28 protein-coding genes and 1 tRNA gene are annotated in these 24,747 nt (G+C 71.0%); 9 read left to right on the top strand and 20 right to left on the bottom strand.

Annotation, left to right across the window (positions count from 1 at the left end):
- Positions 1-285 precede the first annotated feature (285 nt).
- Positions 286-603 (top strand): hypothetical protein, encoded by a 318-nt coding sequence (locus OG917_RS12735; RefSeq protein WP_328317699.1) that lies wholly within the window; start codon positions 286-288, stop codon positions 601-603.
- Positions 604-687: 84 nt separating this feature from the next.
- Here OG917_RS12735 and OG917_RS12740 read toward each other — a convergent pair whose 3' ends face one another.
- Complete coding sequence (locus OG917_RS12740) at positions 688-1,368, bottom strand: RDD family protein (protein ID WP_328317700.1); 681 nt, start codon at positions 1,366-1,368, stop codon at positions 688-690.
- Between the two features lie 64 nt (positions 1,369-1,432).
- Positions 1,433-2,920, bottom strand: coding sequence for an RDD family protein (locus tag OG917_RS12745; protein WP_328317701.1), 1,488 nt, complete (start codon positions 2,918-2,920; stop codon positions 1,433-1,435).
- 210 nt (positions 2,921-3,130) lie between these two features.
- On the opposite strand from OG917_RS12745, the gene OG917_RS12750 reads away from it, so the two are divergent.
- The gene (locus OG917_RS12750) at positions 3,131-3,607 is read left to right on the top strand and encodes an SsgA family sporulation/cell division regulator (RefSeq protein WP_328317702.1); all 477 of its coding nucleotides are present in this window, start codon (positions 3,131-3,133) and stop codon (positions 3,605-3,607) included.
- A 46-nt stretch (positions 3,608-3,653) separates the two neighbouring features.
- Here OG917_RS12750 and OG917_RS12755 read toward each other — a convergent pair whose 3' ends face one another.
- The 9 genes from OG917_RS12755 to OG917_RS12795 all read right to left on the bottom strand — a co-directional run bounded on the left by OG917_RS12755 (position 3,654) and on the right by OG917_RS12795 (position 8,706).
- Complete coding sequence (locus tag OG917_RS12755) at positions 3,654-5,021, bottom strand: FAD-binding oxidoreductase (RefSeq protein WP_328317703.1); 1,368 nt, start codon at positions 5,019-5,021, stop codon at positions 3,654-3,656.
- A gap of 67 nt (positions 5,022-5,088) precedes the next feature.
- The gene (locus OG917_RS12760; protein WP_328317704.1) at positions 5,089-5,373 is read right to left on the bottom strand and encodes a gas vesicle protein K; all 285 of its coding nucleotides are present in this window, start codon (positions 5,371-5,373) and stop codon (positions 5,089-5,091) included.
- Entirely contained in the window at positions 5,370-5,600 is a 231-nt protein-coding gene (locus OG917_RS12765; protein WP_328317705.1) for a gas vesicle protein, read from the bottom strand. The genes OG917_RS12760 and OG917_RS12765 overlap by 4 nt, the downstream gene beginning before the upstream one ends.
- Positions 5,584-6,453, bottom strand: coding sequence for a GvpL/GvpF family gas vesicle protein (locus OG917_RS12770; protein ID WP_328317706.1), 870 nt, complete (start codon positions 6,451-6,453; stop codon positions 5,584-5,586). The genes OG917_RS12765 and OG917_RS12770 overlap by 17 nt, the downstream gene beginning before the upstream one ends.
- Complete coding sequence (locus tag OG917_RS12775; RefSeq protein ID WP_328317707.1) at positions 6,450-6,800, bottom strand: gas vesicle protein; 351 nt, start codon at positions 6,798-6,800, stop codon at positions 6,450-6,452. The genes OG917_RS12770 and OG917_RS12775 overlap by 4 nt, the downstream gene beginning before the upstream one ends.
- On the bottom strand, positions 6,797-7,123 hold the full coding sequence (locus tag OG917_RS12780) for a gas vesicle protein GvpG (RefSeq protein ID WP_328317708.1): 327 nt from the start codon (positions 7,121-7,123) through the stop codon (positions 6,797-6,799). The genes OG917_RS12775 and OG917_RS12780 overlap by 4 nt, the downstream gene beginning before the upstream one ends.
- A gap of 1 nt (position 7,124) precedes the next feature.
- Positions 7,125-7,865, bottom strand: coding sequence for a GvpL/GvpF family gas vesicle protein (locus OG917_RS12785; RefSeq protein ID WP_328317709.1), 741 nt, complete (start codon positions 7,863-7,865; stop codon positions 7,125-7,127).
- A 3-nt stretch (positions 7,866-7,868) separates the two neighbouring features.
- A complete protein-coding gene (gene gvpJ, locus OG917_RS12790) occupies positions 7,869-8,336 on the bottom strand; it encodes a gas vesicle protein GvpJ (protein WP_328317710.1) in 468 nt (155 codons plus the stop codon).
- 46 nt (positions 8,337-8,382) lie between these two features.
- Positions 8,383-8,706, bottom strand: a complete 324-nt coding sequence (locus OG917_RS12795) for a gas vesicle protein GvpO (protein WP_328317711.1) — start codon at positions 8,704-8,706, stop codon at positions 8,383-8,385.
- Positions 8,707-8,949: 243 nt separating this feature from the next.
- Here OG917_RS12795 and OG917_RS12800 point away from each other — a divergent pair, with 243 nt between their 5' ends.
- The 3 genes from OG917_RS12800 to OG917_RS12810 all read left to right on the top strand — a co-directional run bounded on the left by OG917_RS12800 (position 8,950) and on the right by OG917_RS12810 (position 11,275).
- Positions 8,950-9,393 carry an Asp23/Gls24 family envelope stress response protein gene (locus OG917_RS12800; RefSeq protein ID WP_328317712.1) on the top strand — a complete coding sequence of 148 codons (444 nt, stop codon included), beginning with the start codon at positions 8,950-8,952 and terminating at the stop codon, positions 9,391-9,393.
- Positions 9,394-9,557: 164 nt separating this feature from the next.
- Entirely contained in the window at positions 9,558-10,268 is a 711-nt protein-coding gene (locus OG917_RS12805; protein WP_328317713.1) for a histone protein, read from the top strand.
- A gap of 5 nt (positions 10,269-10,273) precedes the next feature.
- The gene (locus OG917_RS12810) at positions 10,274-11,275 is read left to right on the top strand and encodes an SRPBCC family protein (RefSeq protein WP_328317714.1); all 1,002 of its coding nucleotides are present in this window, start codon (positions 10,274-10,276) and stop codon (positions 11,273-11,275) included.
- Positions 11,276-11,344: 69 nt separating this feature from the next.
- Here OG917_RS12810 and hppD read toward each other — a convergent pair whose 3' ends face one another.
- Positions 11,345-12,490: a 4-hydroxyphenylpyruvate dioxygenase gene (gene hppD / locus OG917_RS12815; protein WP_328317715.1), complete on the bottom strand. Its 1,146-nt coding sequence runs from the start codon at positions 12,488-12,490 to the stop codon at positions 11,345-11,347.
- 144 nt (positions 12,491-12,634) lie between these two features.
- Here hppD and OG917_RS12820 point away from each other — a divergent pair, with 144 nt between their 5' ends.
- Complete coding sequence (locus OG917_RS12820; protein WP_328317716.1) at positions 12,635-13,117, top strand: Lrp/AsnC family transcriptional regulator; 483 nt, start codon at positions 12,635-12,637, stop codon at positions 13,115-13,117.
- Between the two features lie 22 nt (positions 13,118-13,139).
- Here the strand turns inward: OG917_RS12820 and OG917_RS12825 are convergent, their stop codons facing one another.
- Together OG917_RS12825 and OG917_RS12830 are read right to left on the bottom strand one after the other, a co-directional pair.
- Positions 13,140-13,928 carry a S16 family serine protease gene (locus OG917_RS12825; RefSeq protein WP_328317717.1) on the bottom strand — a complete coding sequence of 263 codons (789 nt, stop codon included), beginning with the start codon at positions 13,926-13,928 and terminating at the stop codon, positions 13,140-13,142.
- Between the two features lie 65 nt (positions 13,929-13,993).
- On the bottom strand, positions 13,994-14,635 hold the full coding sequence (locus OG917_RS12830) for an IclR family transcriptional regulator (RefSeq protein ID WP_328317718.1): 642 nt from the start codon (positions 14,633-14,635) through the stop codon (positions 13,994-13,996).
- Between the two features lie 614 nt (positions 14,636-15,249).
- Between OG917_RS12830 and OG917_RS12840 the strand changes: the two genes are divergently transcribed.
- Positions 15,250-15,432 carry a hypothetical protein gene (locus OG917_RS12840; RefSeq protein WP_328317719.1) on the top strand — a complete coding sequence of 61 codons (183 nt, stop codon included), beginning with the start codon at positions 15,250-15,252 and terminating at the stop codon, positions 15,430-15,432.
- Positions 15,433-15,470: 38 nt separating this feature from the next.
- Here OG917_RS12840 and OG917_RS12845 read toward each other — a convergent pair whose 3' ends face one another.
- Positions 15,471-17,252, bottom strand: coding sequence for a DEAD/DEAH box helicase (locus OG917_RS12845; RefSeq protein WP_328317720.1), 1,782 nt, complete (start codon positions 17,250-17,252; stop codon positions 15,471-15,473).
- A gap of 312 nt (positions 17,253-17,564) precedes the next feature.
- On the bottom strand, positions 17,565-19,016 hold the full coding sequence (locus OG917_RS12850; RefSeq protein WP_328317721.1) for an MFS transporter: 1,452 nt from the start codon (positions 19,014-19,016) through the stop codon (positions 17,565-17,567).
- Between the two features lie 201 nt (positions 19,017-19,217).
- Here OG917_RS12850 and OG917_RS12855 point away from each other — a divergent pair.
- A tRNA-Cys gene (locus OG917_RS12855) sits at positions 19,218-19,289 on the top strand.
- Between the two features lie 420 nt (positions 19,290-19,709).
- On the opposite strand, the gene OG917_RS12860 is transcribed toward OG917_RS12855, so the two are convergent.
- Both OG917_RS12860 and OG917_RS12865 read right to left on the bottom strand, forming a co-directional pair.
- Positions 19,710-20,420, bottom strand: coding sequence for a DUF1990 family protein (locus OG917_RS12860; protein WP_328317722.1), 711 nt, complete (start codon positions 20,418-20,420; stop codon positions 19,710-19,712).
- Positions 20,421-20,581: 161 nt separating this feature from the next.
- Entirely contained in the window at positions 20,582-20,818 is a 237-nt protein-coding gene (locus OG917_RS12865; RefSeq protein ID WP_328317723.1) for a hypothetical protein, read from the bottom strand.
- Between the two features lie 137 nt (positions 20,819-20,955).
- Here OG917_RS12865 and OG917_RS12870 point away from each other — a divergent pair, with 137 nt between their 5' ends.
- Entirely contained in the window at positions 20,956-21,699 is a 744-nt protein-coding gene (locus tag OG917_RS12870) for a DUF1990 family protein (RefSeq protein ID WP_328317724.1), read from the top strand.
- A gap of 74 nt (positions 21,700-21,773) precedes the next feature.
- On the opposite strand, the gene OG917_RS12875 is transcribed toward OG917_RS12870, so the two are convergent.
- Together OG917_RS12875 and OG917_RS12880 are read right to left on the bottom strand one after the other, a co-directional pair.
- Complete coding sequence (locus tag OG917_RS12875) at positions 21,774-22,373, bottom strand: DUF1269 domain-containing protein (protein WP_328317725.1); 600 nt, start codon at positions 22,371-22,373, stop codon at positions 21,774-21,776.
- 128 nt (positions 22,374-22,501) lie between these two features.
- On the bottom strand, positions 22,502-24,697 hold the full coding sequence (locus tag OG917_RS12880) for a terpene synthase family protein (RefSeq protein ID WP_328317726.1): 2,196 nt from the start codon (positions 24,695-24,697) through the stop codon (positions 22,502-22,504).
- Positions 24,698-24,747 lie beyond the last annotated feature (50 nt).

Consider the following 24,747-nt stretch of genomic DNA (forward strand, 5'->3'; position numbering starts at 1 on the left):
CATTATGCAGTGCGTCATTTCCGGTATCCGGACGCCTCACAGCCGCCGCACAGCCAACCCTCATCCCTTGCGGAGGACCTCACGGTGGGTCAACGGGCGCGTCGGTCCGGCCGGTGGGTTGTGAACGTGACTCCGTGCGCCCCCCGTGCACCGGCACCGTGGGTAAGGCCACGCTTACTAATGGTTCCGCTCGGGCATCCGTCGGATTAGAGTCGCGCTCGACGTACACGCCGACACGCCCCGCCGAGTCGACCACCCACCGCTGTCCCTAGGACGGATACCGCCATGACGCGTCCGACTGCCGCACAGCTCTCGTATGGTTCGGCCACCGTCGTCTTCTCGACCCTCGCGATGCTGCTGCTCTCCCGCACCTCATCGGGCGTCGGAGTCGCGGTCATCGTCGTGGCGGCCCTGGTCCTCGGTCTCCTGGTCGCGGTGACCGTCCCCATGCCGAAGTCGGCGCGCCGGGCCGCCCGGGCCGGAGGCGAGGAGACCGGCACGGACCGTACCGCGGCCGACGCCACCGCCACACCGGCCGGTCTGCGGGCCCCCGCTCCGCCCGCCACGGCCGAACGGGTCGGCGGGCACTCGCTGCGGGGCTGATCCGCGGACCCGCGGAGCCGGCGCGGCTCCGGGCCGCGAGGGCCGGGAGCCACCGGCTACCGGCTACCGGCTACCGGCTACCGGCTACGGCTTCATGACCACCACGACGGTCTTCGCCGCCTTGTCGTGCAGTCCCTGCTTGTACGGCTTGTCGAAGAAGCTCCAGCCACCGCAGATCGCCGTCCACACACAGGCGCAGCAGAACACGGCGGGGAGCCACAGCACGGCGGCCCTGACGAAGGCCGCCTGAGTGGTCGGCGTCGTACCGTCGTTCAGATTGGCCGTCCGCAGGCCGAGCAGCCCCTTGCCCACGGTCTGCCCGTTGCGCTTGACCGTCATGATCGTGTCGTACCCGACGTAGAGGACCGCCGCGATCAGGCTCTGGCCGACCGACCTGCCGTAGTTCATGTGGTCCGTGTTGTACCTCAGCCCGCCGAAGATCAGTGAGACCAGCCAGACGACCACGGCGACGATCACGATATCGATGATGCGGGCCAGCACCCGTTTGCCGCTGGGCGCGAGCGGCGGCATCCCGGCGAGCGGTTCGCCGCCGCCGTAGGGGCCGCCGCCGTAGGCGTTCGGATCGTACGGCGGGGGCGTGCCGCCACCGTACGGATCGCCGCCGCCCGGGGGCGGCGGCGGAGGCGGCGCGCTGCCGTACGGGTTGCCGCCCGCGTGCGGAGGCGGCGGGTAGTCGCCCTGCGGCCTCTTGCGGAAGGGGTCGTCCTCGGGGGGCTGCCCGGACGGCGGCTGATCGGTACTCATCTACCGAGTCGACCGCGCCCGGCGGGGCCGCGCATCCGGTCAGGACCGTACGAGTGAGTCCCTGTCAGCCCGCTGCCACGAATGTCCGTGCGGCCTTGTCGTGCAGGCACTGCCGCCAGGGCAGGTCGAAGAGGCACCACAGCACGTTGACGATGCCCACCACCAGGATCCCGAGCACCCCGTAGAGCAGCCACCGGGTGAGCGCCCCGCCGAAGGTCGGCGGTTCGTACGACTCCATGTCGCGGACCTGGACCCGGAAGAGCCTCTTGCCCAGGGTGCGGCCCCACTTGGCCGTCGGCAGGGCCTCGTACAGCAGCCCCAGGACGAGGAACGCCCCGATGACGACGCCCAGGCAGCCGGCCGTGGTGCCGTCGAGCAGCCAGACCGTGACCGTGGTCCCGGAGAGCCTGGCCTCGTCGATCTTGTCGTTGATGTGGTCGGCGGCCTTCGTCAGGAACGGCACGGCCACCGCGCCGACCACGGCCCCCAGGACGACGGTGTCGACCAGCCGGGCGGCGAACCGCCGGCCGAGTCCGGCCGGCCGGGCGGCGGCCTGGGCGCGGGCGGCGGCCTGGAACACGTCCTCGACCGGGGGCTTCCACGGCGGCAGCCGCTCCTGGTCACCCCCGTCGGCGGCGTGGGCGAGCTGCTGTACCTGCTGCGGCCAGGAAGGGGCCTGCGGGCCGCTCGCCTCCGGGTACGGCTGCGGAGGCCGGCCCGGCTGGGGCTGCGGGGACTGAGGCTGCTGAGGCTGCGGCTGTGCGGGCTGGAGCTGCTGCGGGACATGAGGCGGGGACGGGAACTGCGGCTGGGACTGCTGCACCGGTTGCTGCGCGGGCGCGGTCTGCTGTTGCGGCGGCTGGGGCTGCGGGCGTACGGCGCGGATGGACAGGGTGCCGTCGGTCCTGCTCGTCGGGGCCGCCTCGCCGGGCGCGCCACCGCCGGGGCCGCCACCCGCCTCGCTCCCGGGCCGCAGCGCGCGCAGGGTGACCGTCCCGTCGGACGGCGGTGCCTGCCGGCCGGTGGGGAGCGCGGGCCGGGAGGATTCCTGCCCTGCGGGCAGCTCGGCGCGGCGCGGTTCGGGGACCGGCCCGCCGGGCCCGGGCCGCGCGGTGTCGGACTGCTCGGGGTCCCCGGGCCTGGCCGGGGCCTCGGCCGGGGTGCGCGGGTCCGGTCCGCCCCAGGAGATCCGGCGGTCGCGGTCACCGCCGAAGCCGCCCTGCCGGGAGGCATCGGCCTGCCAGGCGGACGCGGGCTCCTGCGGGCCGTACTCCGGCTCCTCGTCGAAGAAGACCGGCCCGGTCTCCTCGGCCTGCGGGACCCCGGACGCGCCGGGCGGCCTGCGCACCGCGGGGAGCGGCGCGGCGGGCGCGGGCGCCGTGCCGCCGGGCGGTACCGGCATCGCCCGGCCGTCGTCGGCGGGTGCCGGACGGCTCGTACCCGGCACCCACGAAGCACCGTTCCAATACCGCACATATCCGGGGATGGATGGGTCTGGGTAGTAGCCGGGCGTGGGGCTGCCGTCGCCGGTTGCCGGGGTTGGGGCGCTCATCACCGTGGTCCCGTATCTCCTTGAGAGCCGCAATTCAAGGCTCCACATCTATCAGACCGCCGTGGGCCCACGGACCGGTCCTGCTGCATCGACCACTTTCCGGTCATCGCCAAATCATCCTCGAAACCAGCGTAATGAATACCGGGCAGGGTGCTCTCACCCTGTACGGCCCGCCGTTGGGCGTACGTACAAGGAGAGGAAGCACACGCCATGAACACCGTGGTGGAACGTGAACTGGAGCTCAAGCTGGTGCTGTCGCCGGAGCGCAGCATCCCTGTCCCTGCCCGGCTCTCCTACAGAACGGGCGACCCCTATGCCGTGCACGTCAGTTTCCACATCGCCTCCGACACCCCGGTGAACTGGTCGTTCGCCCGGGAGTTGATGGTCGAGGGCGTGTTCAGGCCGTGCGGCCACGGCGACGTACGGATCTGGCCCACGAAGGTGAACGCGAAGAGCGTCATCTGTATCGCGCTGTCCTCCCCCGACGGCAACGCCCTGCTGGAAGCGCCGACCGCGCAGGTCTCCGCCTGGCTGGAGCGGACGCTGCGGGCCGTGCCCCCGGGCTCGGAGAGCTCGCGTCTCGGTATCGACGACGGCCTGGCCGCACTGCTGACACCGCTGCCCGCGGACGATCTGTGGCTGCGCGACCCCTGGCCATCGGACGAGTCCGACGACGACAGCCAGTGACCGGCGGATGCCCGGGCCGCGGGGGCCGGCCGGGGACGGGGCGGGGTCAGAAGAGCTTGCCCGGGTTGAGCAGGCCCAGCGGGTCGAAGGCCTGCTTGACCCCGCGCTGCATCTCGACGCCCACCGGCCCCAGTTCACGGGCCAGCCACTCCTTCTTGAGGACGCCCACCCCGTGTTCCCCGGTGATCGTGCCGCCCAGTTCGAGCCCGAGCGCCATGATCTCGTCGAAGGACTCGCGGGCCCGCCGCGACTCGTCGGGGTCGTCGTGGTCGAAGCAGACGACGGGGTGGGTGTTGCCGTCGCCCGCATGGGCGCAGACGCCGATGGTCAGGTCGTATTTCCCGGCGATGGCAGCGGTGCCGTCGAGCATGGCGCCGAGCCTCGAACGCGGTACGCACACGTCGTCGATCATCGTCGCCGACTTGACGGTCTCCAGCGCGGTGAGGGACAGCCTGCGGGCCTGCAGGAGCAGTTCGGACTCCGCCTCGTCCTCGGCGGGCACGACCTCGGTGGCGCCCGCCGCCGCGCACAGCTCGCCGACCGCGGCCAGGTCGGCGGCGGGGTCGGCGGTGTCGAAGGCGGCGAGCAGCAGCGCCTCGGTGGTCTCCGGGAGGCCCATGTGCGCCATCGCGTTGACCGCCCGGATGGTGGTGCGGTCCATGAGTTCGAGGAGTGAGGGGGTGTGTCCGCGCTCCATGATCCGGCAGACCGCGTCGCAGGCGGCGGCGGCCGAAGGGAACTCGGCTGCCAGCGCGAGCTGCCGCGGCGGGGCGGGCTTCAGCGCGAGCACGGCCTTCACGACCACCCCGAGGCTGCCCTCGGAGCCCACGAAGAGCCGGGTCAGGTCGTAGCCCGCGACGCCCTTGGCGGTGCGGCGGCCGGTGGTCAGGAGCCGCCCGTCGGCGAGGACCACCTCAAGGCCGAGTACGTACTCGGCGGTCACCCCGTACTTCACACAGCACAGGCCGCCGGCCGCCGTGCCGATGTTCCCGCCGATGGTGCACATCTCCCAGCTGGAGGGGTCCGGCGGGTAGTACAGGCCCTGGTCGGCGGCCGCCCGCGAGAGCACGGCGTTGATGACGCCCGGTTCGACGACGGCGATCCGGTCGACGGGGCTGATCTCCAGGATCCGGTCCATCTTGGTGAGCGACAGGACGATGCAGCCGTCGGTGGCGTTGGCCGCGCCGGAGAGACCTGTACGGGCGCCCTGCGGGACGACGGGTGTCCGCAGGGCCGTCGCCGTCCGCATGACGTGCTGGACCTGCTCGGTGGTGCGCGGCAGGACGACGGCCGCGGGCGCCCCGGCGTCGCAGAACCCGGCGGTGTCCCTGGCGTACGAGGCCATCACGTCCGGGTCGCTGATCAGGGCTTCCGCCGGGAGTCCGGTGCGCAGGCGTTCGAGCAGATCAGTCATGATCCCAGCCTGGCACCGGCGTGCTCCGCTGGGAAGGGGGGAGCCGGGGGCGTGGCCGGCGGCCCCGTCAGCGGGACTCGTGGGACAGCAGGGTGCCGAGCGGCCCGAGGTCCAGGTTGAGGTCCTCGCGGCGCAGCCCGTGGCGGGCGCAGAGCTCCGTCATCCGCTCGTCGAGGAGCATCAGTGTGGTTCCCACCCGTTCCTCCTGCTCCTCGGTCAGTTCGCCGGTGTCGAAGCGGCGGATCGCCTGGCGCTCCATCAGCTGGCGGAGCAGTTCGACGACGGTGAGGACGAGCGAGGCCAGGTCGCGGCCGGCGCTCTCGGGATCGATGTCCACACGGGCGTCGCTCACAGCGGCCCGCTGTCGGCCCACGGCGCGGGGACCCGTTCGCTGACGGAGGCCAGCAGCGCGTGCAGCGAGAGCCGGACGAGCGGGACGTCCGCGATGGCGATGACCAGGTCTCCGCTGATGACGACACCGGTGCCGAGCACTCTGTCGAGGAGATCGACGAGCGGGACCCCGATGGGGGCCGTGGCCTCGGGGCCCTGCCAGGGGACGGGTTTACGGCTGCCCTGCATGAACGCCTCCGTCCGTGAACGAATAGGGGGCCCACGGCCCCGAGATCTCGATCTCGATGCCGTCGAGAGCGGGGTGGCCGCGGAGCGTGCCGACCGTGCTCGCCAGCCGGTCGCTGTGCTCCTCGGCGATCAGATAGGCCGCGTTCATGACCTGGGTGCGGCCCTGACCGGTGGCCTCGGGGCCGTGCGGGCGGCGCCTGACCGCACCGACGGCCAGCTCGCGCACGGCGCTGTCGACCTGCTCGGCGGCGGCCAGTGCGTTGTCCTGGCGCAGCTCCCGCTGCTGCCGGACGCCGCGCAGGCGGTTGAGATAGGCGCGGCCCGTCTCGCGTCCGTCCCCGGGGCGGCGTGCGTCTCCGGGGCCCGTTCCCGCCGGGGGCGTTCCTGCGGGCCCGGTCCGGTCCGTCCCGGCCGCGGGCTGTGTCAGATAGACCTTGACGGCCCACTCGGCCCGTCCGGCGGTGCGGGCGAGCGCGTCGCGGAACCGTTCGTGGTTCTCCCTGAGGGCGTCGGCCGCGCGCTCGTCACCGAGGTAGAGCGTGGCCAGCGGAAGCGGCACCGTGGGGCCGCCGGCCGTGGCTGCGGTGACGATCTCGTGGTGGGTCCGCGCACAGCGTTCGAGTTCGGCGGGGTCGGAGAGCCGGTCCCGCAGGGCGCTCTCCGAGAAGGCGTCCGCGGGTACGTCCTGGACCACGGCCCGCAGCGAGCCGAAGGCGAGGAAGCGCAGGGGCCCGCCGCCCGGGTGGCCTGGGCCGGGCCCCGGGTGCGCGGGACGGTCCGGCCCGCAGACGGCGTACACATAGGTGGCGGGCGGGCCGGCGCTGCCGGGCGGGCTGTGCGGGGGCACGGTCATCGGTGGCGCAGCTCCCTTCGGCCGATGGGGTCCTCGTCGTCGCCCTCCAGCTCCCGGAGGCGGTCACGCAGCTGCTCGTTCTCCTCCGCGAGGGCGTTGTGCGCGGCGCGTGACGAGAGGGCCGGGTCGGTCTCCCACCAGTCGATGCCTGCCTTCTTGGCCGTCTCCACGGACGAGATGAACAGGCGCAGCCGGATGGTGAGCAGCTCGATGTCCAGCAGGTCGATCTTGATGTCGCCCGCGATGACGATGCCCTTGTCGAGTACGCGCTCCAGGATCTCGGCCAGGTTGGCCGTGCTGGGTGCGTGCGTGGTGGGCTCCCGGCCCCAGCTGTCCACTTCCGTCACGGGGTGCCCCCGGTTCCCGGCGCCGTCCGCGCCGCCTCTGCGGTGTCGTCCATGGGTGAGCCCCCTGGGGTCGGGTCGATACGGCGGTGGGGTGCGGGTGTTCTCCTGTCGAGGAGGTCCAGCAGCCGCTCCTCCTCCCGTTCGAACTGCGGCAGGTCGATCTCGCCGTCGTCCAGGGAGCGGTTCAGTTCGGCGAGCTGTGCGCGGATCACGCCGGGGTCGTACAGTTCCTGCTCCGCCGCGTCGACGAGCCGGTCGGAGACCCACATCACGCCGCGTACCGGTGCCAGCGGCAGGAGCAGTACCCCGGAGAGCAGTCCCATCTCAGACCCTGGCCGGGGCGGGTTCCGGGCCTACGAAGCTGTAGCAGGGCAGCGGGCCGGTGAGCCGGAGTTCCAGGCGGCCGGGATGGGTGGCGGCGCACCGCTCGACGACGGCACGGAAGTCGGCCTCGCGGTGCCGCGGGACGAGGAAGGAGGCGTTCAGGACGCAGCCCTCGACCTCGGGTCCCGGGCGCATGTCGCCCGCGATCTCCGCGCACTGGGCCGGCAGGAGGGCGGCGGCCGCGACGGCTCTGCGCCGCAGCCCGGCCGATACCGCCTCGCCCAGCCGGATGTCGGCCTCGTAGCCGGGCCGGCGGCGGGTCTCCTCGCGGACCCTGCGGACCACGGGATCCTCCCGGATCAGTGCGGCCAGGTTGTCCTGTACCGGCATGACCTTCACGTTCATCTCGACATGCGCGCCGAGCCGCTCCAGGACGGCGGCGTGCTCGCTGCGGCGGGCCGCGACATCGGCGAGGACGGTGGCCTCGTCCGGTGCGACCACCCCGAAGCGCATCGGCAGCACCGGCCCGTCCTCCGCCAGCTCCAGGAGGAGGCCCTGGTGGGCCATGAGGTCGCGGCGTCGTGCCCTGAGCCCCGGAGGGGCCTCACTGACCACGACGGCCAGTTCACCGGCCGGCAGGAGCCGGATCCCGGCGGGCGGCTCGCCGACGCCCGTGGCGCCCGCCGGGAGCGGGTGGGCGCCGCCCACGATTCCGTACACGTAGATGCCTGTCGCAGCCATCGGTCAGCTCTCCTCCCTGTGCCGGCGTGTGCGGGCACCGTCGGTGCTCCGCGACCGGGCCGCCTTGTGCCGCCTCGGTCGTTCCTCTTCCCGCGCGTCGTGGTCATCGTCGTCGTCGCCACCGCCGCCGACTCCGACGGCCTTCTTGACCTTGTCCCCCACGGAGTGCGCGGCCTTCTTGGCGCCCGCCTTCCCGGCGCTCTTCGCCATGCCGCCGCCGAAGAGTTCGGGCACGGTCCTGCTCGTCGAGTCGTTCTCCAGGTCGAGCCGGTTGCAGGCTTCGGCGAAGCGGAGGTAGGTGTCGACGCTGGCGACGACGATGCGCGCGTCGATCTTCAGGATTTCGATGCCGACCAGGGACACCCGTATGAAGATGTCGATGACCATGCCGCGGTCGAGAATGAGTTCCAGGACGTCGTAGAGGCTGCCGGCGCGGGGTACGCGGACAACCTCCTCGCTGTATGTGCTCATGGGAGGACCGTCTTTCCGGGTAGGCACTGGTCTCGGACGCCGGGACTCATTCGTCCGCCTGGCCGCGGCGATAGCGCCGGACCCTGCGGTACTGCAGGAGGGACCCTTCCTCGTCGAGGTCCACCTCGTAGGTGGCGAGAAGGCTCGTCGTGTCGGGAATGCGGGGAAGTTCGAGTACGTCCACGTCGACATGCCAGCCACCGTCGTTCCGCGAGACGGCGGAGACACCCTCGGTTCTGTGGCTGATCAGCCTTTTCAGGCTCAGGCATGCACGTTCTGCCGCATCCTCCGCACCTTTGACGTTCTTTCTGGCCGTGGTGGAGGACGCAGACCGGGAGGTCCCGGATTTCCGGGATCGCTGTTCTGCCATGTTCGTCATTCTGTGGACCCCTGGGACACCCCGCACGCGGGGTGGCCCGAAAGGCTGGTTTCGGCCCTGCGCCCCTTTACCAGGCTGCGGTCCGCCCAATCAGCATCCACACGAATGGCGGCTTACCGAAGCGCGGAGGACATTGGAATGAGAGGGGCGCACCGTGGTGCGGTTCGGCGTTGACCGGACGCATTGCAGGACGCCTCTCACAGAGCCGGCCTTCTTCTCACTGGAGGATTTCCCATGGCCAGTAACGACAGCACCCACTCGACCACCCTGGGCAGCGGCGACAGCGGCGGAACCCGGGGGACGACGACCATCGCGGACACGGTCGTCGCGACCATAGCGGGCATCGCGGTACGCGAGACCGACGGTGTGTACGCCGTGGGCGGCAGCGCGTCCCGGGCGATGGGGTCGGTCCGCGACAGGGTCTCGAAGACGCCCGACCCGAGCCGGGGGGTCAAGGTCGAGGTCGGTGAGACCCAGGCCGCGATCGACGTGGAGGTCATCGTGGAGTACGGCGAGCCCATCGCCGACGCCGCGAAGGAGATCCGCACCCGTGTGACGGACGCCGTGGAGACGATGACGGGTCTGGAAGTCGTCGAGATCAACATCAAGGTGTCCGACGTGCACCTGGCCGGACCGGACGACGAAGAGAGTGACGAGCCGAGCGGGCGGGTGCGGTAGGGGGACAGCTCGCTCGTCCCGGCCAGCCCGACGAGGGTGCGCAGAGCGGCAGCGCGGGAGCCCCACCCGGTGGGTGTCTCCTCCGCCGCGCTCCGCATCCTCGCCACGGTGTCCGCGCCCCGGAGATCCCCTGGCGTCGAACCAGCTCTGATTGAGGAGCGCTCATGGAGAACAATACGAAAGTGTCACTCGCCGCTGCCGTGGCGGCAGGTTATGTCCTCGGCAGGACGAAGAAGGGAAAGCTGGCCATCGGGCTCGCTTCCCTGGTAGCAGGTCAGCAGCTGCCGCTGAATCCGCGGGACATGATCAGCATGGGCGCCCGCAAGCTGGCGGAGAACCCCCAGGTCGCGCCCTTGATCGAGCAGGTACGGGGCGAGGTGCTGAGCGCCGGTCGCACCGCCTTGTCCGCACAGGCCAACCGCCGCCTCGAATCGGTCGCCGACGCCCTCCAGCAGCGCACCAGCGCCCTGCTGGAGCCTCCCGGCGCGTACGACGACGAGGAAGAGGACGACGAGGGCCGGGACGAGGAGCCGGAGGACGACGAGGCGTACGACGACGAGGAAGACGAGGCGTACGACGACGAGGAAGAGGACGAGGAGGACGAGCCGGAGGACGGCGAGGACGAAGAGGACGACGAGGAAGAGGAACCCCGCCGTCGCCGGCCCGCGAAACGACCGGCCGGAGCGGCCGCCGGGGCCCCTGCCAAGAAAGCCCCTGCCAAGAAGGCCCCGCCGAAGAAGGCCCCGGCCAAGAAGGCCGCAGCCAAGAAGCCCGCGGCGAAGAAGACGGCAGCCAAGAAGACTGCGGCCAAGAAGGCGCCCGCGAAGAAGAGCGCCGCAAAGAAGTCCTCAAGCGGTAACAGCCGGAGGAGGTAGCTCTCATGGCGAAGCAGGAAAAAGAGCCCGCGGACGAGGGCCCGTCCCCCCTCGACCAGGTCAAGGAACAGCTGTCCGCCTACGTCGGAGCCCAGGGGCAGCGGCTGGTGGATTCGGCAAGCGGAAAACTCACCGACCTCGCGCAGAACCTCGGGGAATCCGGGGACGGCGAAGGCGGCGGCATCCTCGACATAGGAAAACGGGTCATGGGCGGCGAGAACCCCGTCAAGGCCTTTGTGGGCGAGAAGGCCGGCGCCGCGAAGGACAAGGCGGTGGACACGGTCAAGAACGCCTTCGGCGGCGGCAGCGGTAAAGCAGGCAGCCAGAAGGTAGTCAATATCGTCGAAGCCATCGACATCGGAAAACCACTGCGTATCGTGTACGACCGCTGGTGCGAGATCGAGGAATTCAGTTCCTTCACCAAGGGTGTCACCGGCGTGAAGCAGTCGGACGAGATCGAGAGCGACTGGAAGCTCAAGGTCGCCTTCTCCAACCGCAGTTGGAAGGCCTCGGTGCAGGACCAGGTGGCCGACGACCGCATCGTCTGGACATCCGAGGGCGCCAAGGGGACGACCCGCGGTGCGATCACCTTCCACGAACTGGCACCGAGCCTGACGCGAGTCGTCGCCGTCGTCGAGTACACGCCCGCCGGCTTCTTCGAGAAGACGGGCAACCTCTGGCGCGCCCAGGGGCGGCGACTGCGCCTGGACCTCAAGCACTTCCAGCGCTACGTCACCCTGACCGGGGACGAGGACGAGGTCGAGGGCTGGCGCGGTGAGATCCGGGACGGGGAAGTCGTCCGCAGCCACGAGGAGGGCCTTGAGGACGACGAGGACCAGGACGGCACCGACGAGGAAGAGCCGGACGACGAGGAAGAAGAGACCGGCGAAGAGGACGACGAGTACGAGAACGAAGACGAAGAGGACGACGAAGGGGACGAGCCGGACGACGAGTACGAAGAGGACGAAGAGGACGAGGAGGAGCCGGAGGAGGACGAGGAGGAGTGAACGACCGTGCGGCAGGAGCCGGGGCTCAGCCCCGGCTCCTGCCGCACGCGCCGTCCGTCACGCCGTCCGTCACAGATTGCCGCGGCGCTCCTGCTCCCGCTCGATGGCCTCGAACAGCGCCTTGAAGTTCCCCTTGCCGAATCCCATGGACCCGTGCCGCTCGATCATCTCGAAGAAGACCGTCGGCCGGTCCTGGACGGGCTTCGTGAAGATCTGCAGCAGATAACCGTCCTCGTCGCGGTCGACGAGGATCTTCTCCTGGCGGAGGGTCTCGACGGGAACGCGGGTCTCACCGGCCCACTCCCCCAGCGTGTCGTAGTACGAGTCGGGGGTGTCAAGGAACTCGACGCCCGCCGCCCGCATGGCACGCACCGAACCGACGATGTCGTTCGTCGCGAGCGCGATGTGCTGGACACCCGCGCCGCCGTAGAACTCCAGGTACTCGTCGATCTGCGACTTCTTCTTCGCGATCGCCGGCTCGTTGATCGGGAACTTCACCTTCAGCGTGCCGTCGGCGACGACCTTCGACATCAGGGCGGAGTACTCGGTGGCGATGTCGTCGCCCACGAACTCCTTCATGTTGGTGAAGCCCATGACCTTGTTGTAGAAGGTGACCCACTCGTTCATCTTGCCGAGCTCGACGTTGCCGACGCAGTGGTCGATGGCCTGGAAGGTACGCCGGGCCGGCGGCGCGACGATCGGCTCGGCAGCGGCGTACCCGGGGAGGTAGGGGCCGTCGTAGCCGGTGCGCTCGACCAGGGTGTGCCGGGTGGTGCCGTACGTGGCGATGGCCGCCATGACCACCGTGCCGTGATCGTCCTTGACCTCGTACGGCTCCTGGAGCCCGGTGGCGCCGTGCGTGGTCGCGTAGGTGTACGCGGCACGGGCGTCCGGCACCTCGATGGCGAGGTCCACGACGCCGTCGCCGTGCTCGGCGACATGGCCGGCGAGGAAACGGCCGTGGTCGGTCGTGGCCCTGATGACGGAGGTGAACACGAAGCGGGCCGAGCCGCTCGTCAGGACGTAACTGGCGGTCTCGCGGCTGCCGTTCTCCGGTCCGGAGTAGGCGACGAGCTTCATGCCGAAGGCGGTCGCGTAGTAGTGCGCGGCCTGTTTGGCGTTGCCGACGGCGAAGACGACCGCGTCCATTCCCTTCACCGGGAAGGGATCGGCCTCACGCGCGGTGTCAGGGGTGTGCTGGGTGGTCTCAGTCATGGGGGAAGCGTCCCGCCGTATCGCAAGGTGCGCAATAGTTCGGGTTTTCGCTGGGCAAGATGTGCAGTACGGGGCCAGGATGGGCGGTCCATCTGTACAGGGTGACCACAGAACGGTGGCATCCGCGAGTGGCGGGAGCCGGGCATGGGCATCGACGGACTGGACGGCCGGCTGATCGTGCTGCTGGCCCGGGAGCCGCGGATCGGCGTGCTGGAGGCGTCACGGCGGCTCGGCGTGGCGCGCGGGACCGTCCAGGCCCGGCTCGACCGGCTCCAGTCGCACGGCGTCATCCGGGGGCTCGGCCCCGACGTGGATCCGGCGGCCCTCGGCTACCCGGTGACCGCCTTCGCCACGCTGGAGATCAAGCAGGGCCAGGGGGCGGATGTCCGGGCACACCTCAGCGGGGTTCCCGAGGTGCTCGAACTGCACACCACGACCGGCCACGGCGACATGCTCTGCCGTCTGGTGGCCCGGTCGAACGCCGACCTCCAGCGGGTGATCGACCTGGTGGTGGGTTTCGACGGGATCGTGCGCGCCTCGACGGCGATCGTCATGGAGAACCCGGTCCCGCTGCGCATCATCCCGCTGGTCGAGCAGGCGAGCCGGGGAGGGGACCCCGAGGGATGAGCTCCCGGCCGGGGCCGGGCTCTCAGCAGCTCGGTACCGAGCCGCCCATCTTCAGCGTCCGCAGGACCGAGACCGTGCCCTTGAGCGTGGTGACGGGGATCAGCCGCAGCCCGTGCGGCAGCCCGGACCCGGCATCCGCGCACTCCGCCTTCGGCACCAGGAAGACGGTGGCCCCGTCCCGGGCGGCGGACTGCGTCTTCAGCGCCACTCCGCCGACGGCTCCGACCTTCCCGTCGGCTGCGATCGTCCCCGTACCGGCGATGGTCCGGCCGCCCGTGAGATCGCCGCCCGCGCCGTCGCCGTCCAGCTTGTCGACGATGCCGAGCGAGAAGAGGAGCCCGGCGCTCGGACCGCCGACGTCCGCGAGGTGCAGGGCCACCTTGACCTTGCGTGAGCTGTCCCCGAGGTAGGAGAGCGCGGCCTCGGTCGCGGCGTCCTGCGAGCCCTTCATCTCGTTGAGGTTGTGCTGCTCGATCTGCGCGTCGCTGCCACCGCCCGGGTAGACGGCGTCGCGCGGCATGACCGCCCGGTCGGTACGGAACCAGCCGTCGACCACCTGTCCCAGATCCACGTCGGTGGAGGGCCCGGTCGCCTCGATGGTCACCATCCTCAGCTGCCCGGACGTCTTCCGTACGGGCGCTCCCGTCACGCTGATGACGGGCTGCCCCTTGTCGTCACCGAGCACGTCGGCGGTCAGGCCGGGCTGCGCCACCGAGAACGGCAACGGCGCGAACGCGGCCGTACCGAGGAGGGCGAGCACCAGGACGGCACAGACGGCGAGGGCGCGGGAGCGCGGATTGCGGAGGAGCACGGAGACAATCTATCGGGCGGGGCAAATCGGCCCCTCCGGCATGTCGGCGCAGCCCCTCCCCCACCTCAGCGCAGGGCCTCCGCTACCTCCCGCGCCGCGTCGACCACCCGGGGACCCACCCGCTCCGGTATGGAGTCGGCGAGCATCACCACGCCCACACTCCCCTCCACCCCGGTCACCCCGACCAGCGGTGCGGCGGCGCCGCTCGCGCCCGCCTCCAGTTCGCCGTGGGTGAGCGTGTAGCCGGGCCCGTCGGGCAGCCCCTGCCGGGAGGCGAGAATCGCCCGCCCGGCCGCGCCCTTGTCCAGCGGGTGGCGGAAGCCGGCCCGGTACGCCACGTGGTAGTCCGTCCACGTCGGCTCGACCACCGCGACTGCCAGCGCGTCCGAACCGTCGACCAGCGTGAGGTGCGCCGTCGCGCCGATGTCCTCGGCCAGGGAGCGCAGTGCGGGCAGCGCCGCTTCCCGTACGAGCGGGTGCACCTGGCGGCCCAGGCGCAGCACCCCGAGCCCGACCCGGGCGCGGCCGCCCAGGTCGCGGCGGACGAGGGTGTGCTGTTCCAGCGTGGCGAGCAGTCGGTAGACCACCGTGCGATTGACCCCGAGTTTGTTGGACAACTCGGTGACGGTCAGCCCGTGGTCGGTGTCTGCGAGCAGCTTGAGGACGCGGAGTCCCCGGTCGAGCGTCTGAGAAGTCTCGGCGGTCACGACGCCCACTCCTTACGTGGTAGTCGCGGCAGCTCACCACGGAAGTCACGGCGCCGGTTCCCGTCGGCGACGCGCGCAGCGGCCGCCGGCAGGCCAGGGCACCGGCTGCGCTCCGCGGCGGCTCTGCCACGGGGCGTATGCGTTGCCGGGACAGTAGCGAGCCGGTCCGCTCAGCGGAAGGGCAAGTCCAGAATCCGGGCAGTCGGTCGACGGTTTGCCGTGATCATGGCGGAATAGCCGCACTCCGTGACCGGATTACCTTCCTTTACCTTCAATCTCTTTATGCCGACCTTTTACCTTCGGCTCCCCGGCCCGCTTCGGTAACTCACCCGGCCGGGACACCGGTCACGGAACGACCACCACGTCCGCCCACACTTCCCCAGGGGGAAGCGAGGTTCCGAGCCCCATCTGACGGCGAGTACATCGACGAGGAGCAGACCGCGGCCCGACTCCTCCTCGGCCGCAGGGGCGACAGGCTGGACCGGCGGCCGATCCGGACAGGCATCCGAGACCTCCGCACGTGGTCAGCACTCGCATCACAGGCGTCCGGCCTGTCCATCGGCGAGGTGTGCCGACAACTGCTCCGGCCGGTCTGTCCCCCTCCAGGTGACGATGTGATCGTGGTCTTGGGCCCGGACGCACGCTGGTACACCAACAGCGACCACCCGCTGCAGCGGTTCCGCCGCGTCGGAAGCGGCAGGTCCTGGGAGCGTGTCCCGCGTGCGACGTACGACCTGGTGGTGGCCGCCCGGGGGAACGGCCTGGACTTGGCACTGGTCCGGAGGGGGGAGGACTGAACCGACGGCCCGTACCCCGCCGCCGACAGCCCCGGCCCTCACCGCATCCGGGTGGCCCACTCCTGGACCTTCGCGATGCGCTCCTTCAGCTGCCCGGCGGTCGCCTCCGCGCTGGGCGGGCCCCCGCAGGTGCGGCGCAGCTCGGTGTGGATCACGCCGTGCGGCTTGCCGCTCTGGTGGGTGTACGCGGAGACCATGGTGTTGAGCTGCTTGCGCAGTTCGAGCAGCTGCTTGTGGGTGACGACCGGGCGTGCTTCGGCGGCCTTCTCCAGCAGGTCGGCCTCCTCGGCCGGCTTCTGGCGGCTGTGCGCGATCTGCCGGGTCTGCCGCTTCTGGAGGAGCAGCTGTACCTGGTCCGGTTCCAGCAGGCCGGGGATGCCGAGGTAGTCCTGCTCCTCCTCGCTGCCCGGGTGTGCCTGCATCCCGAACTCGGCGCCGTCGTACAGCACCCGGTCGAAGACCGCGTCGGATTCGAGTGCCTCGAAGGGCAGTTGGTCCTCGGTCTCCTCGTCCTCCAGCTTCTCCGCGTCGGCGAGGAGCTTGTCCTCCTCCGCGAACGGGTTCTCCTCGTCGCTGCCCTTCTTGGGCTTGTCGAGTACGTGGTCCCGCTCGACCTCCATCTCGTTCGCGAAGTCGAGGAGCATCGGGATCGTCGGCACGAAGACGGACGCGGTCTCACCGCGCCTGCGGGAACGCACGAAGCGGCCCACGGCCTGGGCGAAGAAGAGCGGTGTCGAGATGGTGGTGGCGTACACACCGACGGCGAGACGCGGTACGTCGACGCCCTCCGACACCATCCGGACCGCGACCATCCAGCGGGACTCGTCGGCGGCGAACTGGTCGATCTTCTTCGACGCGGCCTTCTCGTCGGAGAGGACCACCGCGGGCCGGTCGCCGGTGATCTTCCGGAGGATCTTGGCGTACTCGCGGGCGGTGTCCTGGTCGGAGGCGATGACGAGCCCGCCGGCGTCCGGGATGCCCTTGCGGACCTCGGTGAGGCGCTGGTCGGCGGCGCGCAGCACGTTCGGGATCCACTCACCGGTCGGCGCGAGCGCGGTGCGCCAGGCCTGGCCGATGGCGTCCTTGGTCATCGGCTCGCCGAGCCGGGCGGCGATCTCGTCGCCCGCCTTGGTGCGCCAGCGCATGTTGCCGCTGTAGCTGAGGAAGATCACCGGGCGGACGACGCCGTCGGCGAGCGCGTTGCCGTAGCCGTACGTGTAGTCGGCGGACGAGCGCCGGATGCCGTCGTTGCCCTCCTCGTACGCGACGAAGGGGATCGGGTTGGTGTCCGAGCGGAAGGGCGTACCGGTCAGCGCGAGCCGCCGGGTCGCCGGGTCGAACGCCTCCTGGCACGCCTCCCCCCAGGACTTGCTGTCGCCCGCGTGGTGGATCTCGTCGAGGATCACCAGCGTCTTGCGCTGCTCGCAGCGGTTGCGGTGCAGCATCGGGCGTACGCCGACACCGGCGTACGTGACCGCGACACCGTCGTAGTCCTTGCTCAGGGGCCCCGCGCTGTAGTCCGGGTCGAGCTTGATCCCTATCCGGGCGGCGGCCTCCGCCCACTGCTTCTTCAGGTGCTCCGTCGGCGCGACAACGGTGATCTGCTGCACGACGTGGTGATGCAGCAGCCAGGACGCGAGCGTCAGCGCGAAGGTGGTCTTCCCCGCGCCCGGGGTCGCGACCGCGAGGAAGTCACGGGGCTGCTCATGGAGGTAGCGCTCCAGCGCGCCTTCCTGCCAGGCGCGCAGCTTGCTGGCGGTGCCCCAGGGGGCGCGGCCGGGGAAGGCGGGTGAGAGGTGGTGGGAGGCGGTAGTAGTCACGGTCTCCGTCGGTTCTCAGAGGTGCACGGGGCGTCGGTACGACAACCGGGCCACCCTACCTGCGGCCCGGTCGGCCCCCGGCGCGAACGGCGCCGCCCCCTGCACGATGAGACCCGGCTCACTCGCCGGGGCCGGGATCGCTCCGCGAGGGCGCGCAGTTCGTGGGAGAACTCCCTGACCACTCCCGTGCGCCCGGCGGCTACCGCGATCACCGGCCACTCGGCCGCATCGCTGTCAGGGCGCAACTGCACGCCGTCCATGGTGAGGGAGACGGCACAGGACACCCAGGCCGGGCGCCCGGAGTGGTACCGCTCAGTCGGTGCGCAGCCGGGTGGCCACCCACGCCCCCGCCAGGGCCACCGCCGCCATCGGCAGGAACACCGCAGCGAACGCCGCGGGGTGCGGGGCGGACGCCCCGTCGTGCAGGATGCCCACCGCTCCTCCGCCCAGCGCGGCGAAGGCCGCGCCGCCCGCCGCGAGCAGCAGCGCGTTCGAGAGGCCGTCCGAGATCTGCAGGGCGGCCGAGTTCGCGCCCGCCTCCTCCGGGGCGGACAGCTCCAGCATCATCACGCTCGTCGACGCGACGACCGTGCCCATCCCGTAGCAGCCGAACGCCCAGGCCACGGCGACCGTCCAGGCCGGGACGGAGGGGAACAGGACGCTCGGCGCGGCCAGGATGGCCGCCGCGACGAGGACCATGCTCGTCACCATCAGCCGCTGCCGGTACGGCTCCATGCGCGGCCGGGACTGCACGTACGAGCCGAGCGCCCAGGTCCCGCCGCCGGCCGCCAGAGAGAGACCGGCCAGCGTGGGCGAGAGCCCGCGCTGGGTGACCAGCATCAGCGGGACGAAGCTCTCGGCGGCGACGAACGCCCCCGCCGCGATCCCGCGCAGCAGCACCACGGAAGGCAACCCGCGCGCCGCGCGGCAGGTACCGCGCGGCAGCAGCCCGAGCACGGCCGGGACCAGCAGCGCTGTGCCCGCCACGGCCGGGACGAGCGACAGCCACCGCAGGTCCTGGCCCGCGTACTGGAGCAGCCCGGCCCCCACCGAGATCCCGAGCGCGAGCCGGATGCGCCGCCCGTCGAAGGCGGGCGCGGGCATGGCGGGGTCGGCGGGGCCCGCCGCCTTGCGGCGGATGGCTGGCAGCGCCAGAACGAGCGGCGGCACCACCAGAACCGGGATCGCGATGAAGACCCAGCGCCAGCCGAGATGTTCGGTGACCGCCCCGGCGGCGAGCGGCCCGACGACGGAGGGGACCACCCAGCTCGCGGCGAAGGCGGCCATGATCGAGGGCCGCAGCCGCTCCGGGTAGGCGCGGCTGACGACGACGTACAGCGCGACGATGACCAGCCCGCCGCCGACGCCCTGCACCGCCCGCCCTGCGACGAAGATCCACATCGTGGACGCCGTACCGGAGAGCAGCAGTCCGGCCGCGAAGGCGGTGATCCCGGTGGCGAGGGGGCGCAGCGGTCCGTTCCGGTCGGCCCACTGGCCGGAGAGCACCATCGCGAAGAGGGAAGTGGTGAAGTACGCGGAGAACGCGAAGGCGTAGAGCGCGACGCCGTGCAGCTCCCGCGCCGCAACCGGCATCGCGGTGCCGACGGCGGTCGCCTCGAAGGCGATGAGCAGGACGACGGTGACGATGCCGATGCTGAGGGCCCGGTGCGCGCTGCCGAGAATCCCGCCGGTCACAGGGGTGGAGGGGTCTGCGGGCACGGTGGCGGATGCGACCTCGGCGTCGCGGGATTCCAGGGCGGTCATGGAACCAGAGTAAGAGGCGAAACCCCGGAGGAACCCTGTCGGGAGGCGGGGTCCGTCTCGTCCCTTGGTCGTACGACCATGAACGCGGCATGGCAGTCACGTTGCGGGGCGCCCGGCGGTCTTGAGGCCTGGGGTGCGGGGCGCCTACGGTCGGCGTACTGGATCGGTCCTGAGCAGTCGGACGGAGCCGATCGAGTGTCCGGCCGTGTGCCCGAGTGGTTTAGGGACTCGCCTGCAAAGCGAGTTACGTGGGTTCGATTCCCGCCACGGCCTCCGAGTACGGACGCCCGCCCCCTTGGTTGTTCCCGGCCGGGGGTCCGGGGGTCGCCCCCGGAAAGACGCAGCACGTGGGTTCGATTCCCGCCACGGCCTCCGAGTACGGACGCCCGTCCCCCTGGTTGTTCCCGGCCGGGGGCCCGGGGGTCGCCCCCGGAAAGACGCAGCACGTGGGTTCGATTCCCGCCACGGCCTCCCAGTACGGACGCCCGCCCCCCTGGTTGTTCCCGGCCGGGGGTCCGGGGGCCGCCCCCGGAAAGACGCAGCACGTGGGTTCGATTCCCGCCACGGCCTCCGAGTACGGACGCCCCCCCCTGGTTGTTCCCGGCCGGGGGTCCGGGGGCCGGGGTCCCCCCCCCGGTTGTTCCCGCCCGGGTGACCGCACCGTATCCGGGGGAGGCACGGCCCGACCTGGCTCTAGGTCGTGGCCGAGACGCTCGGCACGATGACGAGGCCGTCGCCCGCCGGAGAGGGCTGCGGCCGGGCCGGCGGGGCGCCGAGCAGTTCGGCGCGGGTCAGGCTCCGCAGCCGGTCGGCGCTGGCGCGGTAGAAGCGGCGCTGCGTCATGCGGCCGAACAGGACGAAGCCCGCACGGACGACGGGATTACGGATCGGCGCCCGCCGCGAGTATCCGGTGATCAGGAACTCGACAGCGCCGGAGTGCAGGTGCTTGATGACCTGGTAGAGCAGCTCCCCCTCCTCCAGATGCCCCTCCAGGGTCCGGTAGCCCCACCCCCAGACCCGCCGCGCGGTCTCCCCCGCGCCCTGCTGTTCGTCGGTGACCGACGTGATCCTGACCCCCATGTCGAAGCGGAGGCCGAGGAAGCGCCCCTCCAGCAGGATGTCCCGCCCGAGCAGGGTGTCGCCCTGGTGGTAGAGCGCACGGAGGATGCCCGGTTCGGGGAACTGGTAGTCGCGCACCAGCCGGCAGGCGATGTCCCAGGCCCCGCCGGGCTCCGGGTCACCGGGCCGCTCGTGGGCGAGCAGCCGCCGGAGCGAGTCGATGTGCCACCCCTCCTCCCGTGCGGGCGCTTCGCCGCGCGGCAGGGAGTAGTTGACCGTACGGCCGGCCAGGGAGTGCAGCACCGACGCGGCGTCCTCGCCGTGGAGTCGCCTTTCACGCAGCATGGACGCCCCTCACTGGAGAACTCCGCGGACCGGCGCCAGCGGACGGACGCGCCAACCGGACCGCCCGGCACGGACGGACCGACACGAACGGACTGACGCCGGCACGGACGGGCTGACCAATCGGGCTGCCCGGCACAGACCGACCGGCACGGACCGCCCGGCTAACCGGACTGCCCGGTCCGCTCGAATTCGCGGACGGACTGGCCGATGAGCCACAGCGTGGCGGGCCAGAGGCCGACGAACAGTGCCCGCCGCTCCGCGTTTCCCCGCTCGTCCTGGTCGTATCCCTTGGCCCGCATCCAGAACCCGATACAGACCGCGACCCCGGCCATCGCGGCCACCTCCATGTGGGCGCCGCGCACTCCTGCGCGGCTCAGCACCCGCGAGATCTGCACCATGCCTCCCACTGCTCAACGTGCCTACCACTGCGTGCCTACCACTGGATCAGGGCGTACCGCGCGGGGACGAGGACGTCGCCGGAGCGATCAGGTACGGAAAAGTATGTAATGCCGACTTTGACCGTATCGTGAACGCTATGACGTCAGCGCATACCGAGCAACCGTGGCAGGCGTCCCGCCGGCGCCGGATCGGGGTCCTCCTGCGGTTCCCCGCCGGGATGGCCATCACGTCCTGGAACTATCTCTGGCGGGTCTGCGCACTGCACCGCAGCGAGTCGGCCGGCGACAGCAGCGACCTGCCTCCCGCCGTGCCCGCCGCGCTGGTGGACCGGCGCAGCAAACGACTGACGGACGGCGTGGGGCCCATGCTCCACCGGCGCTTCTCCGTCCTGATCGAGGGCAGCGGGGCGAGTCCCCAGGAGCTGATGGGCGCCGTCATGGCCGACCTGAACCGGGCGGCCCCGTCCAGCGCCGCCGTGTTCGACAAGACGGCAGGGTCCGCCGGGACCATTCAGGTCGGCGACGAATACCGGGTACGGATGCCCGGACCGTGGGACGGGCCCGTCCGTGTACTGCACCGCGACCCGGTCTCGTTCAGGTTCGGAACGCTGCGGGGGCATCTCGAAGCCGGCCAGATCGAGTTCCGGGCGCGCCGGGAGGGCGAGCTGCTCTCCTTCGGGATCGAGGCCTGGTCCCGGGCAGGTGACCGGCTGGCGGACGTGCTGTACTGCCGGCTCAGGCTCTCCAAGGAGATCCAGTTCAACATGTGGGTGCACTTCTGCCTGCGGGCGGCGGCGATCGCCGGCGGACGCCCGCACGGTGGCATCACCGTCGACACGCGGGTCGTCGGGGCGGCGGACTGCCGGGAAGTACCTGCCTGACCGCCCGGTGTGCGGCGGGGCGGGCCGGGATACGTGTCCGGCCCTGCCCGGACCCCCGTCGCAACGCCCGGGACTCAGGCCTGGGGCCTCGTCGTCGGCTGCTCGGTGTCCTTGCCCCGCGCCGCCTGGGCCATCGACTCCGGATGCCCCTCCGGCCTCGTCGTCGGCTGTTCCGCACTGCCGCCCCGCGCCGCCTGGGCCATCGCCTTGAGGTGCTCCTCGTCCTCCGAGGAGAGTGACGTCTGCACCAGCTGGCCGCCGAACGGTGCCAGCTGGTTCACGACCTTGTCGACCGCGTCCGACTTGGCCAGCGCGAAGAGCGCGGCGGCCCCCGGGCGGAGGTTCGCACTGACCTCGCGCATGAAGTCGTCGTTCACCCCGGTGTCACTGACGGCGCCGCCGGCCGCGCCCGCCGCCGCCCCGACGGCGGCGCCGAGCAGCGGTGCCAGGAAGAGCAGCCCGATGAGCCCGCCCCAGAGCGCCCCGCCGGTCGCTCCCGCAGCGGCGAGGTTCACGCCCTGGTGCAGCTTGATCCTGCCGTCGGCCTCCCGGCGCTCGACCACGACCACGTCCTCAAGCTCGACGAGGTGCTGACGGCTCAGCGCGATGAGCTTGTCGCGGACCTGATTGGCGGTGTCGAGATCGTTGTAGGCGACGACGAACAGATTGCTCATACGGCTGACTCCTCATCGGGGTGCAGGACGCAGCCCACTATAGGAAATACGCCGCAAACTGGACATGCGACCGTGGCGTCCGGGTGCCGGGCGGGCCCGGAGGGGCGGCGACCCCTCCGGGCGCCGCCTCACCCGCGGCCGACCAGCTCCGCCAGGCCCAGGGCCGCCATACCGAGCCCGGTGGACGCGGGCGGCAGATAGCGGGATCCCGGGCCGCCGGCGAGCAGGTCGGCCTCCGCGTACCTGCGGGTCACGCGGTGCCAGTTCAGGATGGCCGCCATCCAGTCCTCCAGCCCCCGCACATAGGAACGCAGTGCGTCACGGGCCTGCTCGTCCAGCCCGAAGTCCTCGCAGACGACCGGGATCTCGTGCTCGGCCACATGCTGGAACTGCCGCATGCGCGACACCATGAGGTCGTCGACCATGGCCAGCGCGGTCGGGTAGTCGATGTCGAAGAACGCCTGGACGACCAGGACGCAGTTGTGCACCTCCCCCTCGAACTCGATCTCCTTCTGGTACGAGAAGACGTCGTTCATCAGGCAGGCGTAGTCGGCGGCCGAACTCTCCAGCGACTTCACCGGGCCGCTGCGGAAGACCTCGTCCGGGATCCGGTGCCCCTGCCCGAGCCGGGCCAGGGACATCGTCAGATCGGAGCCGAAGGTCATCCGGCGCATCTCGATGTAGTCGACCGGCTCCGGGATGCGGTGCTGCGCCTGGTTGGACAGCTCCCAGAGCCAGCTGGCCGTCATGTTCTCGACGGCGGTACGGAAGGTACGCCTGGCTGTCTCGTCCATCGGGGCCGCCGTACGCGCCCACAGGTCGGCCAGCGCCCGCTCCATGACGTTCTCCGGCGGGGGCGCCTCCCCCTCCAGCGGCATGAAGAGCGAGAACCGCTCGTTCTGCGCCTTGGCACCCGCGAGGTCCCGGGTGCGCCCGTACACCAGCGGGAAGTAGTCGTCGGCGTACGTCCCCCAGGCCAGCCAGCCGGACGACAGGTCCAGCTCATCCGCCGTGGCGTCCGGGTCGATGCCCGCCGAGCAGATCGGGAAGTCGTACCCGATGAGCTGCCGCTCGTCCCAGATGTCGTCGAGCATCCGCATCCGGTGCGCCCACGCGACGAGATTGCGCCGTGCGGCATCCAGATGCGGGGAGAGCGTGAGCGCGAACGGCATGTCGAAGTCGGGGAGGCGGGACGGCCCGACGCGCTGGTGCGGGACGTGCAGGTGGTTGCGGAGACGGCCGGCGCCGGTCTTCCCGAAGAGCTTCTTGATGTCCGCTGCGGAGGTGCCGAGCCCCAGCGGCCCGAGCGGCATCCCGGACTCCGCCACCGCCCCGCCGTCGTTCATGTAGCGGCTTGAGCGCATGTGCCACTCGTGGCCGCCGGACTGCCAGTCCTGGAGCCCCTTCACATAGGTGAGTGTCTCGGCGGCGCCCTTCGGGTCGACACCGAACTCGGCGAACAGCGGGCCGAGTTCGGTGAAGAAGGTGTTCTCGAACTGGTGGAGCCGCGCGGTGAGCAGGTCGTTGACCGCCTCCGCGGCCTCCTGGGTCGTGCAGCCCAGGAAGGTCTCCAGCACCAGGACGCCGTTGCTGAGTTCGCCCTCCTCCTGGATCTCCCGTTCGTACGAGAAGAGGTCGTTGCGCAGGTGCACGCCGTCGGAGAACGTGTCCTTCAGGACGCGCAGCGGGCGCGAGCCCGCGATGACCGCGGGGACCTCCGCGCCCGTCGCGTACTCGATGAGCCCCGCGGACCAGGGCGCACCGCCGACCTTGCGCCGCATCTCGATGTACTCGACCGGGTTGGAGACGCGTCCCGCGTTGATGTTGGAGAGCTCCCAGAGGGACTCGTTGAGCAGGTTCTCCGTGCTCACGGCGAAGCGTTCCCGCCACTCCATGGACATACGGGGGACAGTCCGCGCCCAGAGGTCGGCGAGGCCCGCCTCGACCTGGTTCTGCGGCTCGGGGAACCCGTCGGCCAGATCCATCGGCATGAAGGCGGGCAGCCGGTCCAGATAGGCCTTTCCGCCCTTCCGGTCCTGCGACCGCTTGAACTCCTCAAGGAAGTGGTCGTCGAAGAAGAACACCCACACGTACCAGTCGGTCACGAGCGACAGCTCGGGTCCGCCGCAGTCCGGGTGGGTGTACGCGCAGAGCAGGGCGTAGTCGTGGGAGTCGAGGTCGTGCTCGTCCCAGATCCCGGAGCCCTCCAGCATTCCCATGTCCCTGGCCCACTGCTTGGTATGGGCTCTGGCCTCTTCGAGATGGGGATTCAGCCTGGCCGGATGCGGCAGGTAGAACTCCGGCAATTCAAAAGGCTTTGACACTGACGTTCGGCCCTTCCCGAGAGGTCGCTGATCAGAGCAGCACTACCCCT

Origin of the sequence: Streptomyces sp. NBC_00388 (assembly GCF_036061255.1) — a bacterium.
Classification (GTDB): domain Bacteria; phylum Actinomycetota; class Actinomycetes; order Streptomycetales; family Streptomycetaceae; genus Streptomyces.